General features: G+C 54.7%; 11 protein-coding genes. 10 read left to right on the top strand and 1 reads right to left on the bottom strand.

Annotated elements, in window-relative coordinates:
• Positions 1-647 precede the first annotated feature (647 nt).
• Positions 648-2,480, top strand: coding sequence for a glutamine--fructose-6-phosphate transaminase (isomerizing) (gene glmS / locus DFP95_RS25010; protein ID WP_115995412.1), 1,833 nt, complete (start codon positions 648-650; stop codon positions 2,478-2,480).
• A 353-nt stretch (positions 2,481-2,833) separates the two neighbouring features.
• On the opposite strand, the gene DFP95_RS25015 is transcribed toward glmS, so the two are convergent.
• Positions 2,834-5,311, bottom strand: coding sequence for a glycoside hydrolase family 38 N-terminal domain-containing protein (locus tag DFP95_RS25015; protein ID WP_115995413.1), 2,478 nt, complete (start codon positions 5,309-5,311; stop codon positions 2,834-2,836).
• Between the two features lie 180 nt (positions 5,312-5,491).
• Between DFP95_RS25015 and DFP95_RS25020 the strand changes: the two genes are divergently transcribed.
• From DFP95_RS25020 to DFP95_RS25060, 9 genes are all read left to right on the top strand, one after another.
• Positions 5,492-6,376, top strand: a complete 885-nt coding sequence (locus tag DFP95_RS25020; protein ID WP_115995414.1) for an AraC family transcriptional regulator — start codon at positions 5,492-5,494, stop codon at positions 6,374-6,376.
• 272 nt (positions 6,377-6,648) lie between these two features.
• Positions 6,649-7,719 carry a Gfo/Idh/MocA family protein gene (locus tag DFP95_RS25025; RefSeq protein ID WP_115995415.1) on the top strand — a complete coding sequence of 357 codons (1,071 nt, stop codon included), beginning with the start codon at positions 6,649-6,651 and terminating at the stop codon, positions 7,717-7,719.
• A 12-nt stretch (positions 7,720-7,731) separates the two neighbouring features.
• Positions 7,732-8,877 (top strand): SGNH/GDSL hydrolase family protein, encoded by a 1,146-nt coding sequence (locus DFP95_RS25030; protein ID WP_115995416.1) that lies wholly within the window; start codon positions 7,732-7,734, stop codon positions 8,875-8,877.
• Positions 8,874-11,333: a hypothetical protein gene (locus DFP95_RS25035; RefSeq protein ID WP_115995417.1), complete on the top strand. Its 2,460-nt coding sequence runs from the start codon at positions 8,874-8,876 to the stop codon at positions 11,331-11,333. Before DFP95_RS25030 ends, DFP95_RS25035 begins: the two co-directional genes overlap by 4 nt.
• 17 nt (positions 11,334-11,350) lie before the next feature.
• Positions 11,351-12,124, top strand: coding sequence for a sugar phosphate isomerase/epimerase family protein (locus tag DFP95_RS25040; protein WP_115995442.1), 774 nt, complete (start codon positions 11,351-11,353; stop codon positions 12,122-12,124).
• A 72-nt stretch (positions 12,125-12,196) separates the two neighbouring features.
• Positions 12,197-14,536: an AraC family transcriptional regulator gene (locus tag DFP95_RS25045; RefSeq protein WP_115995418.1), complete on the top strand. Its 2,340-nt coding sequence runs from the start codon at positions 12,197-12,199 to the stop codon at positions 14,534-14,536.
• Between the two features lie 180 nt (positions 14,537-14,716).
• Positions 14,717-15,619, top strand: a complete 903-nt coding sequence (locus DFP95_RS25050; RefSeq protein WP_115995419.1) for an ABC transporter permease — start codon at positions 14,717-14,719, stop codon at positions 15,617-15,619.
• A 12-nt stretch (positions 15,620-15,631) separates the two neighbouring features.
• Positions 15,632-16,540 (top strand): carbohydrate ABC transporter permease, encoded by a 909-nt coding sequence (locus DFP95_RS25055; RefSeq protein WP_115995420.1) that lies wholly within the window; start codon positions 15,632-15,634, stop codon positions 16,538-16,540.
• A 76-nt stretch (positions 16,541-16,616) separates the two neighbouring features.
• Positions 16,617-18,212, top strand: coding sequence for an ABC transporter substrate-binding protein (locus DFP95_RS25060; RefSeq protein WP_115995421.1), 1,596 nt, complete (start codon positions 16,617-16,619; stop codon positions 18,210-18,212).
• Positions 18,213-18,266 lie beyond the last annotated feature (54 nt).

An 18,266-nucleotide genomic window follows, 5' to 3' on the forward strand; every position in this document is an offset into this window, starting at 1 on the left:
TACACATTCGCTTCAAGCCTCCAATCACTGGGAAGAAAAGGCATTTAGCCCCTCCCTAATATAGCACCCGAATCGGTTAACGTTCAACCTGCGGTCACGATGTAGAAAATTGTCATTTCCGAGGAAATAATCCCGTAACGGTTGCAAGACATTTTCAAAACGAATAAGATAAGGGGATAGATTTCGGAATGGAAGGGCAGGGTAGAGGGAAAAAGGCAACACAAAGCGCCAGAGCTTGTCGAATCGCGGAGTCGCGTCGGAGGGCGAAGATCAGGAACGGGAAAGCTGATCCGAGCAAAAAACTTCAACGTGAACGGCCGCGTGACCGCCAAGCTGACGAGGTGGGGGTGTTCGAAATATTCGGCGGGGACCTCCCGGCTTATCATCGGAGCCGACAATCGGAACACAAAACGCTTAGGGCAACCAGGCGTACAAAAGTCCGATACGATGACTGAATAGTAACTTTAGATAGACCATTGATGAATGTCCGGCGACCAGTAACCGGTCGCGCGAGGGGCATGACGTGGGATGTTCGGGGACAACGGAACCCCCTTATTTGATTACGGCTGTGCCGCTCATTCGGCTTGGTTGCGGTTTTCTCGGATTCGGATTTGACCAGAGAAACCAAAACGGAGGCTTATATAAATATGTGCGGAATCGTTGGATATATCGGTTTTAGAGAGTCGCAGCCCATCTTGCTGGAGGGGCTTAAGAAATTGGAATACCGGGGATACGACTCCGCGGGAATCGCCGTTTTCACCGAGCAAGGGCTAGAAGTCACGAAAACCGTAGGCAGATTGGTTAACCTGGAGAATCGCTTGACCGGAGAACCTTTGCGCGGAACGGTCGGCATCGGCCACACGCGTTGGGCAACCCACGGTAAACCATCGGATTTGAACTCGCATCCTCACACGGACAATTCGTTGAAATTTTCCGTTGTTCATAACGGCATTATCGAGAATTATTTGGAGCTTAAAGAAGAGCTAATGATGGCGGGCCATCAATTCTTGTCGGAGACGGATACGGAAGTCATCTCCCATCTGATCTCCGTGGAGTACGAGGGCGATATCGTTAAGGCCGTTCAACGCGCGGTCAAGAAAATGCGGGGAGCATTCGCGCTTGGCGTGTTGACGGAGCATGAGCCGGATCGCTTGGTAGCGGTGCGTTATGCAAGTCCGCTTATCATCGGGGTAGGCGAAGGCGAGAAGTATATCGCGTCGGATATTCCGGCTATTCTGGAGCATACGCGGGATATTTATATTTTGAACGACGGCGAGATGGCGGTACTGACTCGAGAAGGCGTCGAATTGCTCACGATCGAAGGCAACTTCATCACGAAGGAAATTTTCCATGTCGATTGGGACTTGATGACCGCGGAGAAGGCGGGATTCGATCACTTCATGCTCAAGGAAATCCATGAGCAGCCGAAGGCATACCGCGATACGATGCGCGGTCGTATCAGCGAAGATGGACGTTCGGTGGTGTTGCCGGAGCTCAAGATTACGGCCGAGCAGCTCAAAGGAATCAATCGCGTTCATATCGTCGCTTGCGGTACCGCGCTTCATGCGGGATTAGTCGGCAAGAACGTGATCGAGAATTTAGTCCGTATACCGGTGGAGACGGATGTCGCGTCGGAGTACCGTTATCGTTCGCCGATCATTACGCCGGACACATTGGTCATCGTGGTTAGCCAATCGGGAGAGACGGCGGATACATTGGCGGCCCTGAGGGAAGCTCAGCGTTGCGGCGCTCGCGTACTCGCGATTACGAACGTCGTAGGAAGCTCGGTTGCGCGCGAAGCGGACGACGTCATCATCACCCTGGCCGGACCGGAGATCGCGGTGGCATCGACCAAAGCATACTCCTCTCAACTGATTGCTTTCTTCCTATTCGGACTTTATTGGGCGCAAACGATCGGCTCGAAGAACGAATCGGAGGTCGCTCACGTTTTGGCGGCGATGCAGGCTCTGCCTGAGCAAGTCGAGAAGGTATTGGCGCAGGCCGAAGTCATTAAGGGAGTCGCGGAATCGATCTCTCATCACAGCAGCTTATTCTTCATCGGTCGCGGCATCGACTACGCGGTGGCCATGGAAGGGTCGCTTAAGCTGAAGGAAATCTCTTATATCCACTCCGAGGCGTATGCGGCAGGAGAACTTAAGCATGGTACGCTGGCGCTGATCGAAGAAGGCACTCCGGTTATCGCGTTGCTCACGCAAGAGGATGTCTACGAGAAAATGCTTAGCAACATTAAAGAAACGAAGGCTCGCGGAGCCGACGTGCTGGGCATCATCAACGAAGGACACGAGGTTGAAGTCGCCAAGTCGGTAGATCGGCAATTCGCGATTCCCCGCACTCTTCCGTTGCTGACTCCGGCGTTGTCCGTGGTGCCGTTACAGTTGTTGTCGTACTATGCCTCGCTCGCGCTTGGCCATGATGTTGATAAACCTAGAAATTTGGCTAAGAGCGTTACGGTGGAGTAGGTTTAATTACAATGAGATTGTGTATGTCCAGTGATAAAAAACAATGGAACCATTAAAGAATGTGTGGAACTAGTTAAAAAAGTATGGAACTAGTTAAAAATGCGTGGAACCGGCTAATAGATAATTGGTTACATTAAAGTTGTTCTATAGAAATATTTAAGGGTCGTTCTGAAAATTCTTTTTCAGAACGACCCTATTTATTAATGAACAGGGGCAACCAGACTATGATTTAGCTGGTTGCCCTTTTTGAAAATGAAAATGAAGATAGCGCATGATTTATGAACAAGTGGACTTTTCGAGTGGATTGGGGATCTCGTCGGGAATATTGCGGGGTAGGAGTTGCTTAGGCACGACTAGTTCTCCATTAGCGAGCATTCCCGCAAGCCGCCCGTTGCTTCCGTTCTGAACGTCTTGATCTCGAAAGCATCGACACTAACGCGCTGCGACACTCCGAGCGCGGGAATGCGAATGACAGCCGTCCCCGGCGCACCGGTCGGTTCATACAGTCGAACGACATATCCTTTCCCGTCCTCGGACTGTTTGAATGCGGTCACGACCAGTCGTTCCCCCTCCAACTCGAGGCCGCTTACCGGCTTGTTGCCGGTTCCGCCCGGGAAGAATGACAGCGCATAAGGCCGTTCGTGCAACTCCAGCGCTTCGCGTTCGATCGCTTGCAAGTGTGCCTCCCGTCGGCCGGCATTCACCCAGAACGTATACGTCCGCTCGCCCTGATCGATTCGGGGAATGAACCTGTCCTGCGGCAGGAGCGGACGATCGAGGATAGGGTGCGCGCAATAGGCCGCGCCGCGAACGAGCGTCGGCCGGATCGCGCCGTCGCGGCTGTCCGAGCCGTAGACGCCGTCATTGACGAGCGTGACCGCATTTCCGTCGGAGGACTTTTCGGTGATCGCCGTCCATTTTTGCGAGACAGCCTCCGTACCGTCCGTCGGAAGCGGCTGGACGCCGTAGGCCGTCTGTCCCGTATAGGCATATTCGTGCTCGTATACGGTCGGTATCGACAGCTTGAGCAGCTTGTCCTTTTCGTTCCAGTACAACCGGATTTGCACTTCGACCTCGGTGCCGTTCTTGGGCAGCAGGTAGGTGAGCACCAGGGCAGAGTCGCCGTATTCTAACAGCGCTTCGATCACGGTTCTGACTTCTCCGTCTTCGATGACCCGTACGGAGGGTAGTACTCCCTCTCGAATACCGGAGAATAATGTGCCGCGACTTGGGCTCATGAGCTGGAACCGGCCGACGATCGGCTCGAACTTGTCCGTATCCATGCGCCACGGATCTCCGTTGTCGGCGAGAACGATCGGCATGAATGCGCCGGCACGAAGATGAGATATGCCGTCCGAGACGTATTCATCGATCAGGCCGGTTCGCGTATTGATCTCGACCCTCAAGGATGCCGATTCGAACCGAATTACACCGCCGGTCTCGGCAAGACGAGGAGCGGGCTTCGCGGGCATGGTGACGATCCGACAATCGAACCTGTTCATCGAGGAGGGCTCAAGCTCTGCTTCGAAGACGACGCGTTTGCGCCAATCCAGGTTCAACGAGCTATGCTCTTTCTCGGTCTGGCTCGGCAATCGCTCGCCGTTCCGGTAGACGAGCGGCATGGAGAACTCATCCGTCCAGTTCTGATCCTCCAGCATGAACTCGCAGGCGAAAATACCGCGCACCGGATACGGATGCGGATTGTATACGAGAACCGGATATTCGCCCGTCGCGGCTTTGGACTGCCCGGCGGCCAGTGCGAAGAACGCCCTGGCGCGCAGACGCGCGGAGATTTCCAACCCGTGGTCGATGAGTCGCAGCGATGATTCCTCCGCGGGCTGGATCGAGCTGCCCGGCAGAATGTCGTGGAATTCGGCGACCATCAGATCGTGGAACGCTTCACCGAGCTCTCGTCCGGGGTATTCCAGCAACCCTTGGATAGCCGCCGCGGACAGCATCTTCTCCGTCATGAAGAGCAGGCTGTCCAACTGCCTGTGCTTCTGCTTGATTCGGATCATCGAGGTGTAGCAGCCGACGAAGCGCGGGTTAAGATCGTCCGCATGGCGAGGGAGATTCGGCACGCGCCGCAGTTCGGCGAAGTAGTTCTCCGGCGTGGAATGAACGATTTCTATCGGACTGGTTGCCATCATCTCGCCAATTCGATCGAGATCGAGACGGGAGGGGCCGCCATGGTTGCCGACGCCCCATAACAGCAGACGCGGTCGATCTTCGCCGTCGCTTCCGTAGTTCTCCAGCCAGCGCTCCAGTTTCTTATGCGCCTGGCCGAGAAGCGTATTGTATCCTTCGGAGATTTGATGGGCGTGCACTTCCGAGCCGTCGAATCCGACCCATATGAAGTCTTCGGCCGGTCCTGCCGATTTCTGGTCAGGCCGCATGAACAAGTAAGAATCGTAGCCCGCCCGGCGCATAATTTGAACGAGGCCACGAGAGTGGCCGAAGGAATCGAAGTTGATCGCCGTCGTTGGAACGACGCCGAACTTATCCTTGAAGTACTGCTTGCCGAGCAGAATTTGCCTGACGAGCGATTCGCCCGACGGCATATTGCAATCGGGCTGCAAATACCAGCCGCCCATGATATGCCACTTGCCGAGTTGCACGAGGCTCCGGATCTCGGCGAACAGGCTCGGCTCGTATTCTTCGATCCATTTGTAAAGCAGCGCCTCATTGTGATTGAACACGTATCCATCGTATTCCCGGCAAAATTCCGCTGCGGCTCTAAACGTGGATACGGCTGCCGCAGCACCTTCCTCCCATTCCCATTGCCATACGGGATCGAGATGCGCGTTGCTGATCAGGTGCAATTTATTCAAGCGAAATTCTCCTTCTCTTTTACGTCGTAGGATCCGGGCCGCTAATGAACGTCGGACCGGGAGAGTTCTTCCGACCGCCAGCGGCTAGGCATACTCTTCATTTTACCGCGACGCGATACGCAAAAAAGAGTTGATCGTGCCATTAATCGCGGGTAATCTGACATTAAAGGGGCGCTTACGATGGTGAAAAGAACGATAGAGGTCTCGCCTGCGCATATTTTTTTCGAAGAACCGCTTCCGTACTTCGTTAACCGCGTCGAGGAGTCGTACGAGCTGCATTTTCACGCGCATGAATTTACGGAAATTTGTTACGTCGGGGAAGGCGGAGGATTTCATTATATCGAGGATAAGACGGTTCCGGTGAGCAGGGGGGATCTGTTCATTTTGCCGCTCGGCACGTCGCACGTCTTTCGGCCGTTTTCTCCGAACGGGCGCACGCCGCTTGTCGTCTATAATTTTATTTTTGTCGCGCAGCGGGTTGCCGAGACGCTGCGGCATTGGCCGGAGCTTACGGCCTCGCTCGAAACGCGTCAACTGCTCAATCTTGAACACGGACAATCGGAATGGCGGCATATTCGAGATACTTCCGGCGCTTTTCACACCTTCTTCACGGACGCTTACCGGGAATTCAGGCTGAGGCAAACCGGATTCGTACCGAGGATGCACGCTTTGTTTATTGTGCTGCTTACGGAAATCGAACGCCATCTCGAAGCGGCGGGCGGGAACAGAGCGCCCGGCGCGGCGCATCGGCTGATCGGAAATGCCCTGGCGCTGATCCACCGCACCGACGCTTCAGGCATAACGGCTGCGCGGGCCGCCGAGGCGTCGCAGATGAGCGAGCGCCATTTTCACCGGGTATTCGTCAAAGCGACAGGGTTTACCTTCAACCAATATGTGCAGAATGCGCGTATCGAGCGAAGCTGCGATCTGCTGCGGACGACCCGGATGACCGTGTCAGAAATCGTCGAAGCCATAGGGTATCAAGACAAAGGCTATTTCTTGGAGCTGTTCAAGCGAAAAACCGGACAGACGCCGCGCGCCTACAGGGACGGATCCAACAATTGACCTTCGCTCCGGGGGATCTAAACGGCTCTGCGGGCTTATGGTCTGGCAAAGTCCAGCTAAGCCATTCCGCCCTCTCAGGGTGGAGTGGCTTTTTGCATTTAAATAGTTGGATTCCGAATCCAAAGCCGATAATTGGAGAAATCGACGTAATTTGAAGTGTACACTACCGGATGCGGCAGTTAGATTTAAGTTGCCGAGGGCGGTATCCGGTCGGTCCTCTACAGGGATCAACCCGCCGTGCTCGAAGGAAACCGATTAAAGGAGATCGCGCAATGACGAAGTTGAAGGTCGGTATTATCGGCGTGGGAGAGGTCGCCCAGATCATTCATTTGCCTATTCTGGAATCGTTGCCGGAGCTTTACGAGATGGTGGCGTTGTGCGATATTTCACCGAAGCTGCTCGCGAAGATGGGAGAGAAGTATTCGGTCAAGAACTTGTATTCGAACGCCGAGGAGATGCTCGATCGGACCGAAATGGACGCGGTATTCATCCTGAACAATATGGAATACCATACCGATTGCACCGTGGCCGCGTTGCGAAGGAACATTCACGTCTTCGTGGAGAAGCCGATGTGCGTGACCGTAGCGGAAGCCGAGGAGATAATCCGGGCGCGGAATGCTTCATCCGCTCAAGTGATGGTCGGCTACATGAGGCGCTTCGCTCCGGCTTATCTTCGGGCGTTGGAAGAAGTCCGGACGCTGGGACCGATCAACTACGCTCGCGTCAGGGATATCATAGGTCCGAACGCTTTCTTCACCAGCCAATCGGGCATGAAAGTGTACCGGTTCGACGATATCCCGGCCGAAGCCGCGCAAGATCGCAAGGCGAGGAATACCCGTCTTATGCGGGAAGCGATCGGCGAGCAATCTCCCGAGACCTATGCGGCTTACGGCCTGTTGCTTGGCTTGAACAGCCATGACATCTCCGCCATGCGGGAGCTGCTCGGCGTACCTATAGGCGTGAAGGCGGTCACTTCCTCGCACGGGGGCAGATTCAAAACCGCGATTTTAGAGTTCGACGGTTATCATGCCGTCTTCGAGACCGGCGTAGACCAGCAAGGACGTTTCGACGCCCATATCGAGGTATACGGGGAGAGCAAGTCGCTTCTTATCCAATACGATACGCCGTACTTAAGGCAGTTGCCGACGACGCTGCGGATCCGGGAGACGATCGGCGACTCGCTGGAAGAGACGGTCATCCGACCGACATACAAGGACGCTTACACGTGCGAACTCGAGTATTTTCATCAAGTAGCCGCAACGGGGATGCCGCCCAAGACAACGCCGGAGGACTACGTGCAGGATCTCCGAATATTCGCAATGATGATGGATGCCATCAAGTAGGGAAGTGACGGGATGAGTGGGGCAAACCACGGTAAAGCAGCAAAAGACGATCACGAGGATAACAATTTAAGGATCGGCGGTAAGGGTTCAACGGACTTGAAATGGCTGTCGGCGCTCGAAGCGCCGCTGCGCGTAACGGGTTTGCCATGGCTGGAGCGGGATGGCGTATATCGCAGGCTGCCGGTGAACCCCAGCCATGCGATTCGGCCGGAAGTGGATCGGTTAGCGAATTATACGACCGGTGTGCAGGTCCGTTTCCGGACGGATTCGCCGAAATTATACGTAAGGGTGAAGCTGGCTGCTCCCTATAGCATGTATCAGATGACGGCTACGGGTCAGTGCGGCGTGGATTGCTATATCGGAGCGATCGGGGATCAGCGGTATATCAACACATCGCGTTTCGACTTTGCCCATGCGGAATACGAATCCGTGCTATTCGATTCCCTCCCGAGACAGATGCGCGATATTACGCTGAATCTCCCTTTATATCAGGGCGTAAGCGAACTGCACGTCGGCATCGAGCCTTCATCGGAGATCGCGGCTTTTCCGGGATTCCCCGTAGGCAAGAAGGTGCTTCTCTACGGAACGTCGATTACGCACGGCGCGTGCGCGACCCGGCCGGGCATGGCTTATCCCAATATTCTAAGCCGCATGTTCCCGCTCGAATTCTTGAATCTAGGCTTCTCGGGCAATGCGCAAGGGGAACCCGAGCTCGCGCATATTATTAGCCAGATCGAGGAGCCGGGTCTGCTCATTCTGGATTACGAAGCCAATACGCCAAGCACCGAGCGGCTGAGGGAGTCTCTGCCCGAATTTATCCGAATCTATCGCCAGCGCCATCCCGAGGTTCCGATTCTCGTTATCTCGCAAATTCGATTGGCAAGAGAAGTATTCGACGAAGAGCAAGCTTCCCGAAGGGAAGAGCGCAAGCGGATCCAACGGGAAGAGGTCGGGCGGCAACGCTCCGCGGGGGACCGCAACGTGCATTTCTTCGACGGGGCGCTGCTGCTGGGCGACGATCCCCAGGATTGCACGACGGACGGCATACATCCCTCCGATCTGGGATACGATCGCATCGCGAAGACGCTAAGGCCGGTCATTGCGGATTTGCTAAAAGCCATCATCGAACAAGCAATGGGAAGGGACGAAGGGAAATGAGCCACGGGCGATCGAACAAACGACTACATCGAGTGACTTTGGAAATGAGCTTGAAGCCTTTTACGAATATGGAGCGTTCCGCCATCGAGGCGGTATGCGAGGAAGCGATTCGACAATGGCTGCCGCTGATCGGCATGGCGGATAGCTGTTCGATGCTCCTATGGGTTGCGGACGGCAGCGAAATTCTGACTTGGGACGGCAACTGGGAGCGCGAGATCGAGTGGGGGCGCTATATCGGCTTCGCGAACGAGGACAAATTCGGCCATGAGCCGAACGACCCCCGTATCGCCAAGGTTTACCGGCCCGATGCTTGTGCGATTACTTACGCCGATCTTCGGTTCATCGTAGGGGCTTTCAAGCGAATCGCAGCCGAGAACTTCGGTATTCGGATGGAAGTAGGGGCCACGTTCGACGCCGGACCCGAATTCGCCTATTCCGATTTCAAATATAAGCTTCATCCGGAGATCAACCATGCCGAGCTCGGGGGCAAAGAGATCGCTCTGAAGGCGGATTACAACGTGATCTGCACTTGGTCGAACCTGTGCGAAGATCGGAATGCCTATGCCGCTTATCCGGAAGGTATACCCGAAGGAACGCCGTTCGGCGAATATCTGGGAAGGCAATGCGCAAGCTTCCTTCCGGAGCTCGGCTTCGACTATATTTGGTTCTCGAACGGCTTCGGCTTTTCTTACTTCCCTTGGACGTACCTGGGAGCGAATTACGACGGGACGGCGTTGCCGCTGGCGGATTACGAAGAACTGACGGGCAGAACGCTGTCTTTCTGGGAGCACTTCAAGCGGGAATGTCCGGATTTCCGCACAGAGGTGCGCGGCACCAACTTCGGGACGGGGATGGATCTGGCGAAGGACTTCATACCGCTGGCCGAGCTGTACAGGAGAAAATATATCGAGTATCCGCCGCCGAACTCGCCGTGGGGAGCGCTCAACTTCGACTTCGGTCTGGAGATCGCGTCGCACATGTCCAGAATCGCGGTTCTGCCGGGCGAGACGTATCCGTATCGCTTCTATCCGAACGATCCTTGGTTCTGGCAAAATCCGTGGTGGGATCTCTACGATCGGGAGCCGCACGACATCTATTGTCCATTGACGGTCGCCCGCATGAATAGCGAAGGCGACCTGCAGAATCCGGGCATTATCGAGCTTCTAACGATCGATACGGAGAAGGGCGAATTGAACGCGGATTGTCCTGCGGAAGTCATTCCCCATCTTCGCCGGGCGATCGAAGACTTCCCCGATCGGGCCGGCATTCTGACCTGGCTCTATCCGTTCACGGAATACCATGCGGCGGTTGCGGAATCGGCGAACGAATCGAAGACGGTCTTTTTCGAAGAGTGGCTCGTGCGCAATGCGGTCAATCAGGGTTTGCCTCTCAATACCGTGCTCAGCACCGATGAATTCGCGGCGATGACGGCCGAAGCGAAGACCAAGCTGCGGGATACGATCGTCTTCGCTCCGGCTTCCGGGTTAACGGGCGAGAACGGCCGACTTCTGGCCGCGTTCGTCAGGGAAGGGGGCAAGGCGATCATCTACGGGGCGGTAACCGATCCGCGGTGGCTGGAGCTGCTCAACCTCCGGCAGGATCGCGGCCTCGAAGGCGAGCTGACGCTGAAGAATGCGATGCAGCCCGACACGTTACTAGACGAAGCCTCGATATCGAAAAAATTCAAACACGATCCCCTAATTGGAGGAGGAGCGCTTAACGAGGTTCTGAACGACGGGGACGATCTGACAACGAAAGTATGCGCGACGGCGACATCCCTCCGGGAAGACGAGGTTCGAATCCTCGCCTTGACCCGGGAGTTGCCGGAGTGGAACGGCGGCAAAGTCGGTTGGGTGCGGGGTTCCTTGCCGTCCGAGGGAGGAACCGTTACGCAGCTTCCCGTCCGGCAAGCCGATGCTTACTCGGACCTCTCGATTCTCGCCCGGCAGATCCTCGCGGAATTCGGATACGATCTACGGCAGACGAAGCCGGAAGAGGCGAGCAAGTCCGCTCTCTTGTTCGTCTCTCGCCGCGACAACGGGTTCCTCTTCACGGGCTGCCGGCAGGATACTTCGGTATCGCTGCGCATGCGCTTCCCGGACGGAGTTCCGGTTGTTACGGGCCAGACGATCCGGGCCGGCCAAGGCGCCGCCGCCTATTCGTTCGATCGCACTTTCCACGACGAGTGCCGCATCTTCGTCGATCAGCAAGAGACGACGACCGTCTTCTGCCGGGAATACATGCCGATCCCTACGCCGAGGAAGAATTCGGTTCGCTTCATCCACGTCACGGGCTTGCGCGAGGCTACGGTGACGATATACCCGCCGCTAGCGAGTCTGGCCGCGGGAAGCGTCGAGGTGAGAGCCGATAACGTCTATTTGGAAATTCAGGGATGCGTATTCGGCGATAAATTGGTTATCCCGAACGTAAGCGGGGAGATGGAAGTGACTTGGTGATCCGAGGAGGAATCGAATTGAGGCGCAAATTCGCCGTTCAATTATACACGCTGCGCAAGGAATGCGAGTTGGACTTTCCGGCTACGCTGAGAACGCTCGGCAGCATGGGGTGGGCCGGGGTGGAGACGGCCGGGCTTCACGGATATTCGGCGGAGGAGATCGCCGAGGTACTAGCGGAAGCCGGATTAAAGACGGCCGGCATGCACGTCTCGGTAGAGCGACTGCGAACGGATCCGCAAGGCATTATGGCAGAAGCAAGACTGCTTGGCACGAAGCGTCTGATCTGTCCGTCGGTGCCTCACGAATGGCGTAACGAACAGGGCTACGTCAAGTTGCGGGAGGAACTGAACGCTTCGGCGGCGGAGATGGGTTCCGAGGGCTTCACGGTCGGCTTCCACAACCATGCGTTCGAGTTCGATACGAACGTCGGGGGCCAAGACGCGCTGAGCTATCTCATCGATCCGTCGCCCGATAATGCCGTACTCGCGGAAATTGATGTATACTGGTTGACGAAAGCAGGTTACGATCCGGCTTCCTTCATTGAGCCATACGGAGGGCGAATGCCGACGATGCACCTGAAGGATATGACGGGCGACGAGCGCCGAACCTATGCCGAGATCGGCACCGGAATCATAGACTTCGAGCCGTTGCTTCTATGGGGAGAGAGGAACGGCGTGGATTGGTATGTCGTGGAACAGGATATATGCGAGGGAAACGCGCTGGACAGCGTGAGGATCAGCTTGGGCCATTTGCATGCGCTGGCCGACCGACTAGAGGCGGGAACCCGATAAGATAAGAGGGCAAGAGGGACTGGCGGATGCCAGTCTCTTCGGCATTGTTCAGGATAAGGGGAGGACGACCGCATGAAGCGATTCGGGGTCAAAGGTTATTACGTCAAAATGGTTCTCTGGATCAGCATCGCGATTCTGCTTATCATCATCGCGCTGTCGGCGGTCGTCTACGCCAACACGCAGAAGCTGCTCGTGAAGAACGAATATGCCTCTAACCAGAAGATCCTGTACCAGGTGAAATACAATATGGCGTTCATGGACGACGCGATCAGCAGCCTATGCAAGACTCTCTATCTGAACAGCGACGTTGGCGCGGTGATGTACGCGAAGCAAGAGGATATGGTCGACGTGGCCAATCGGCTGAATAAAGTGACCAGCTCCATCACGTCGACCAATCCCTACATTCATTCCCTAACGATCTACAATCGCAATTTAGACCAGACTTACAACGCGGGGAGTCCTTTATTCTTCGAGGACCAACTGGTAGACGCGCTATACCAATCGGAAAAGCAGCAACCGCCGAAAATGAAGCCGATCTTCCGCGACATCCGGAAGCTGGTGAATGGAGAGTCCAAGCCCGAGAACGTCTTCTCCTATCTGATGTACGAGACCTCCGCGGACGATCTTAAGCCCGACGGCGTTATCGTGATCAACGTCAGGGCGGAATGGCTGCTCGACAACATCCGGCAGATTAATATGATCGACAATCGCAAGGGCGACAATATCTTCCTCTTGGACCAATCCGGGGAGTATTTGGCCGACGGCGCGGACGACAACGAGATGATGCGATGGTTGAAATCCGATTTCTCCGCCTACAAAGCGTCGCATCCTAACGGAGATACGGACGGCTTCTTCCAAAGCAAGCACGGAGGAACCTCGTATCTGGTCACTTACTCCAGCGTCGAGAGCGCCGGAATGACCTTATTGAAGACGCAGCCGGTTCTTGAAGTGTATCGTTCCATTTCGAGCCTGCGTACGAGTATTATCATTATCACGCTGATTACCTTGCTTCTCGCTCTTATCGTCTCGATAATCATCTCCCGCAGGATCTATCGGCCGTTCGGCAACCTCGTGAATTCGGTCAGGCGAGATCGCCCGCGCGGAGCGGGGGAAGACGAGTCCGTCGACGAAATCTCTTATTTGAACGCCGTCTATCGGCAGTCGATGGAAGAGCTCGAGTTATTCTATAAGGAAAAGCACGACAACAAGGATAGAATGAGGCATTATTGGCTGAGCCGTTTGCTCGACGAGCGATTCTCGATTTCGCGGGAAGAGCTTGTCGCCTTATTCAAAGAGATGAGAATTTCATTGAACCCCCAAGGTTCGCATGCGGTATGTTTGCTCAGAATCGATAATTACAAGGAATTCCTGCAAGCGTTCAACGCCAGGGATAAGGAAATGTTCCGGTTCGCCATGCTTAATATCGCATCCGAGACCGTGGCGAGATCGTATCCGAACGAAGGAATCGACATGAAGGAAGACCATGTGCTGCTGATCGTAAGCGTTCCGGACCAGGACGATGTCCACGAATCGAAGCTCGCCGAGCTGCTCGCGGAAGCGCAGGAAAACTTCTCCCGATTCTTCAAGGTTACCTTCACGGCTTCGATCAGCGGCAAGTCCGAAGAAATGAGCGAGTTGCACGCCTTGTATAGCCAGACCTTGGATCAGTCCATGTACCGGCTTCAGCTCGGCCACGGCTCCGTCATTACCCAGGCGCGAATTCGCAAGAACGCCGAGAGCAAGAAGTCCGGTTATTCCAAAGAGCTGGAAGAATGGTTCGTGGAGACGATCAAATCGGGCAACGTCGCCGCCATGAAGGAAGTGCTGGCTAATCTATTCGGGGAGATGGAGACGCTCAACTACCACAATGCTTTGGTCTCGATCATAAGACTCGTCGATACGGCGATAGAAGCGTTGGACGAAGCGAAGATCACTCCGGCGCCCTCGCTCCAGATCGCCTCGATCGGCCGCCACATTCTGGAGAAGGAGACGATGGCCGAGATCCACAGGATCATCAGGGGCGGCTTGCAGGATTCGATTAACAAGGAGACGGCCGAGAATACGGATACGCTGAACTATTTCGTCGTAGACGCGGTCACGGAATATATCCATAAGAATTATCAGGACTTGTCCTTAAGCCTTCCTTCGATCGCGGCCATGATGAAGATATCTTCCCGTAACCTCAGCAAGATCTACAAGCAGGCGACGAATCTATCGATTCCGGATCTGATCAACGGCGTACGGCTGACCAAGGCGGCGGAGCTCCTGATCGAGGAGGATCTAAGCGTCTACGAGGTCGTTCAGAAGGTGGGATTCACGAACGAAACCTACTTTTTCAGTCTGTTCAAGAAGAAGTACAAGGTAACCCCGAAGGAATACGCGCTGCAAAGGAACGTGAACAAAATCATTTAAGCTGTCCTAACAGAGCTTCGGCGATAACCGCCGGGCTCTGTTTTTGCGATTATGGTCCGAATCGAGGCGACGGCGGCGGTTTTTTGAAGGAAATTACCGGATTTAAAATATACAGCGGCTCCGTTAGCGCCTAAAGTTGGGGTAGGACGAAACGCACCGAGAAAAGGAAGTGCAGGACGCATGATCAAGTTGATCAAAAGGAACGCCGGACTGTCGATGCTGGCTCTGCCGGGATTCGTACTCATCATTATTTTCAATTACGTGCCGCTCTACGGGCTGCTATTACCCTTCAAGACGTACCGTTACAACCTCGGAATATGGAACAGCCCTTGGGCCGGGTTAGACAACTTCGGTTACCTCTTCCACGGGGACGCGCTCTATCGGGTACTGCGGAATACGATTCTCTACAACATGACTTTCATCGTGCTAGGCACGACCCTCTCGGTAATCATCGCGTTGCTTCTATACGAGCTCAGCCGGCGATTCGTGAAAGCGTATCAAACGATTCTGTTCATTCCGTACTTCATCTCTTGGGTCGTGGCCGGATTCGCGTTCCGATCGCTGTTCGATATGGAATACGGCGTCATCAACCGCCTGTTGGTTTCTCTGGACCGAGAGCCGATCCTATGGTACAGCGATCCGAAATACTGGCCTTACATTATCGTAATCGCGGCGGTGTGGAAGGGGCTGGGTTACAGCTCGGTCATCTATTACGCGGCTCTCATGGGCATCGATTCGGAATATTACGATGCCGCCAAGATCGACGGAGCCAGCAAAATACGTCGGGCGTTCTCGATCTCGGTGCCGATGATCAAACCGATCATTATCATGCTCGTCATCCTTCAGATCGGAAGCATCTGTTACAGCGATTTCGGATTGTTCTATAACGTGACGCTGAACTCTTCGCTGCTCTATAAGACGACAGACGTCATCGATACGTTCGTCTACCGCTCGCTGATCGACTTGGGCGATATCGGCATGGCTTCGGCGGCCGGGTTCTTCCAATCGATCGTCGGCTTCTGCCTTGTTCTCATAACGAACACCATAGTCAAGAAAATCAATCCGGACAACTCTCTCTTCTAAGGGGCACAAACGATGAAAGATTACGCGACGACAATCGCAAGAAAACCGCTACCCGTCGGAAAGCTGATCATCCATCTCGTATTCGTAGCGTTGTGTATAGCTTGCGTATTCCCATTCCTGGTCATCATCGGGACATCCTTTCAGAACGAGAACGACATCATAAAATTCGGATATTCCATCGTGCCGAAGAACTTCACGTGGGATGCATACCGCGTCATTCTCCACAGTCCCGGGACCTTGCTCCAATCGTACCTCGTGACGATCGCGACGACCGTGATCGGTTCGATCGTCGGTATGTGGGTGACGACCTCCTATGCGTATGCGATCTCGCGCAAGGATTATCGCTTCCGGTCTTTCCTCGCCTTCTTCGTGTTCTTCACGATGCTGTTCCATGGCGGGATGGTTCCTTCCTATATTCTGATGGTCAAATGGCTGGGCTTGAAGAACACGATGCTTGCGCTCATTCTGCCTTACCTGATCAGCGGTTGGTTCGTCATGCTGATGAAGGGTTTCCTGCAGACGATTCCGGAAGCGATCATCGAGTCGGCCAAAATAGACGGAGCGGGAGAGCTGAGAATATTCGCGCGAATCGTCCTTCCGATATCGAAGCCGGCGCTGGCGACTCTGGGCTTGTTCTTCGCCTTGCAGTATTGGAACGACTGGTGGCTGACCTTGCTCTACGTCGAACACGACAACCTGATGAAGCTGCAGTATTTGCTCATCCGCGTCTTGAAGAACATGGAGTACTTAAATTCGGCGGAAGCCATCGAATACGGGCTAGTGAAGCCGGGAATGCTCGTTCCCTCCCTAAGCGCGCGAATGGCGATGTGTATTCTGGCCGCAGGTCCCATGTTGCTCGTCTTCCCTCTGTTCCAGAAATATTTCGTGCAAGGCTTGACGGTAGGCTCGGTTAAAGGTTGATAATTAACACCATAAGACTTACCGGCTTATGGATGCTGATTATAGATGAAACGCAAATAAAAGGGAGGCAACCCAAGTGAGTCGTGCAAAGAATCCGGCATCGAAGAAGTGGCTCTTGTCAGGAACGTCCGCAATGCTAGCAGCAATGTTCATCTTGAGCGGTTGTAATTCGAATTCGAACGGGAACGCATCTTCCAGCCCAAGCGGAAGTCCCGTGGCATCGCAAGCGTCATCCGAAGCATCGCAGGCCGCTTCTCCGGAAGCTGCCGGCAGCGAGACGAAGGATTTCGTCAAGCTTAGCTGGTACATGCCGAAGCCGATCGACAACATGAAGGATCAGGATGCGGTCGAGGCGGAAGCGAACAAGATCATCAAGGAGAAATTGAACGCCGAGCTGCACCTTAACCTCATCGACAATGCCGGCTGGGAAGACAAGATGAAGCTGATCTCCGCGGCGGGCGAGCCTTACGATATCGTTTTCTCGACCTTCTCCTCCAATCGGATCAGCGACAACGTCCAGAAGGGCGCTTTGATGCCGCTTGACGAGCTGCTCGAGAAGTACGGCCAGAACATTCTCGCGAAGGTCGACCCCCGCGCTTGGAAAGCCGTAACGTACAAAGGCAAGATCATGGCGATTCCGGCACAGACGCCGTACACTCCGGGAAGCGCTCATGTTTTCAAGAAGGATATGGTCGAGAAGTATGGCTTCGATTATAAGAGCGTCAAGAACGTCAAGGATCTCGAGCCGTTCCTGGCCGAAATCAAGAAGAACGAGCCCGACATGATACCGCTTCTGGCAACAGCCAACGGGACGGCCTCCGGAGTTTCGTTGTTAGACTACACAACGGTTACGCCGGGTATATCTTACGGCGAGCAAGACGGAAAGATCGTCAAGATTCTGGACGTCCCTCAGAACAAGGAAAACTACAGAACGTTAAACGATTTCTACAAGAAGGGTTACATCGCTAAGGACGCGGCCATCAAGACGGACTACCTGGCCGAGGCCAAGTCGGGCAAATACGCCGTTATGCGCGATTCCGGCGGATATACCGAGGACGGTTCGAAGTCTACGGCAACTTACGGCTTCCCGACGGTCGAGACGCTGTACGGATACCCGACGATCTCGACCAACTCGATGACGGCCGCCGCTTCGGCAATCAGCGCCACCTCCAAAAATCCGGAAAGAGCGATGATGCTGCTTAACCTGATCTGGGGCGACAAGTACTTGCTGAATACGCTGGCTTACGGGGTGGAAGGCAAGAACTATACCGTCAAATCGGGCACGGCGCAAGACGATAACCCGACTATCGAAGCGACGAGCGGTTCGGAGCAAACGTGGGCGATCTGGCACAACTGGCTTGGACCTCTATGGGATCAATGGGATTCCAACTGGAACTCCACGGCCGCCCTGGAAGCGATGCGCAAAAACAACGATAACGGCAAAGCATCCGGCATACTCGGCTTCATCTTCGATCCGGAGCCGGTGAAGAACGAGATCGCGCAAGTGAGCGCCATTCAGAAGGAATCGAATCCGATTCTGACGACGGGCTCGATGCCCGATTTCGAGAAGTATTACACGGACCTGCAGAAGCGGTTAGACGAAGCGGGCATGGATAAAATTCTGGCGGAAGCCCAGAAGCAATTCGACGCTTGGAAAGCGGACAACAGTTAATCCGATCGAACCGATAACGGCGGCTCTTCTACGGGGTAGTAGGGCCGCCGTTTG

It is taken from the genome of Cohnella lupini (assembly GCF_003386205.1).
GTDB classification, from domain to species: Bacteria; Bacillota; Bacilli; order Paenibacillales; family Paenibacillaceae; genus Cohnella; species Cohnella lupini.

Excerpts from the sequence above, each read along its gene's own strand:
- glmS (WP_115995412.1), top strand. The coding sequence starts at position 648 with ATGTGCGGAATCGTTGGATATATCGGTTTTAGAGAGTCGCAGCCCATC.
- DFP95_RS25045 (WP_115995418.1), top strand. The coding sequence starts at position 12,197 with ATGAAGCGATTCGGGGTCAAAGGTTATTACGTCAAAATGGTTCTCTGG.
- DFP95_RS25025 (WP_115995415.1), top strand. The coding sequence starts at position 6,649 with ATGACGAAGTTGAAGGTCGGTATTATCGGCGTGGGAGAGGTCGCCCAG.
- DFP95_RS25050 (WP_115995419.1), top strand. The coding sequence starts at position 14,717 with ATGATCAAGTTGATCAAAAGGAACGCCGGACTGTCGATGCTGGCTCTG.
- DFP95_RS25030 (WP_115995416.1), top strand. The coding sequence starts at position 7,732 with ATGAGTGGGGCAAACCACGGTAAAGCAGCAAAAGACGATCACGAGGAT.
- DFP95_RS25020 (WP_115995414.1), top strand. The coding sequence starts at position 5,492 with ATGGTGAAAAGAACGATAGAGGTCTCGCCTGCGCATATTTTTTTCGAA.
- DFP95_RS25055 (WP_115995420.1), top strand. The coding sequence starts at position 15,632 with ATGAAAGATTACGCGACGACAATCGCAAGAAAACCGCTACCCGTCGGA.
- DFP95_RS25035 (WP_115995417.1), top strand. The coding sequence starts at position 8,874 with ATGAGCCACGGGCGATCGAACAAACGACTACATCGAGTGACTTTGGAA.